Origin of the sequence: Brevibacterium renqingii, assembly GCF_017808105.1 — a bacterium.
Lineage (GTDB): Bacteria > Actinomycetota > Actinomycetes > Actinomycetales > Brevibacteriaceae > Brevibacterium > Brevibacterium renqingii.
Genome location: NZ_JADBHF010000033.1, coordinates 1 through 746 on the forward strand (window position 1 = coordinate 1; position 746 = coordinate 746).

Sequence of the window (746 nt, forward strand, 5' to 3'; positions counted from 1 at the left end):
CCAGACTCGTTTCACGAGGTCCGGAATGTGATAAGTCGCCACTCCAGGCAGAGTCGTCACCGGTCGGAACCGACGCGGACTGATCCCTTCAAGACCCTGCCTGCGCAGCGATGCCGCGACCGTCTTCTCATCCACGCACACGCCTTGTCGAGCCAGTTGCGCTGCCACCCGCGGTGCCCCGTAGACACCATCAGACTCCGCGTGGACCGTTGCCACGTGCCCATCAAGGCTCCGTTGCGCTCTCGCACGTTTCGATGGCCCTGCTTGCCGACGCTTCTTCCATGCGTAGTACCCGGATTTCGTCACCTCGAGGAGCCTGGCCATCCGGCGAATCGCATAGTGGGCCTTCTCCGAATCCATCAGTTCGAATTTCTCTTGTTTCGAGGCTTCGACGCGAAGAAGGCGGCTGCTTTTCCCAGGAACTCGTTGTCCTGTTTCAGATCGAAGTTCTCCCGCCTCAACCGTGCCAGTTCAGCCCGTTCTTCCTCGTTCAACGGGCCCGTGGGCTCACCGTCGCCGCGGCGTCGGTGCTTCTCGGCTTTGACCCAGGTGCCCAGGGTCTGTTCACCGACTCCAATTTCCTTGGCCACCGCGGCGATCGACCTGCCGGTGTCGATGACGAGATTCGCCGCCTCGATCCGATACTCAGGGGTGTAAGAGCGCCGCTGGCGCTTCTGATCTGACATATTGAACATCCTTCCAGCAGGACTGGGAATCCCGCTAACTTGGGTGTCCACTATTCGAGG

1 pseudogene is annotated in these 746 nt (G+C 60.6%); it reads right to left on the reverse strand.

Annotated elements, in window-relative coordinates:
• Window positions 1-686 (reverse strand): annotated as a pseudogene (locus tag IHE57_RS16500) (transposase); the annotation flags it as partial.
• Between the last annotated feature and the right edge of the window lie 60 nt (window positions 687-746).